Consider the following 238-nt stretch of genomic DNA (forward strand, 5'->3'; position numbering starts at 1 on the left):
GATCAGGTGCGGCTTGATGTGCAGGTGTTCGGCCAGTTCGGCGAGGCTCGCCTCGGTCAAGGCCCGGGTGCGCGATGGGCGGGAAGTGCCGCCGGACAGGGCTACGACGTTCAGTGGGGGGCTCATGGGCAGGTCTCCGGTTCTGGTTGAGCCGGACTTTGCTTGAGCAATCGTCGTGCCTGGTTTTAATGTGCTTTGGGATCAACGGGTTAGCGCAATTCCGTGTCTGCGCTGGTGT

General features: G+C 62.2%; 1 pseudogene. It reads right to left on the bottom strand.

The features are described from left to right. A pseudogene (locus SB756_RS35050) lies at positions 1–126 on the bottom strand (FMN reductase); the annotation flags it as partial. Positions 127–238: the final 112 nt, after the last annotated feature.

This window comes from Pseudomonas sp. SIMBA_068 (assembly GCF_046534705.1).
GTDB lineage: Bacteria > Pseudomonadota > Gammaproteobacteria > Pseudomonadales > Pseudomonadaceae > Aquipseudomonas > Aquipseudomonas putida.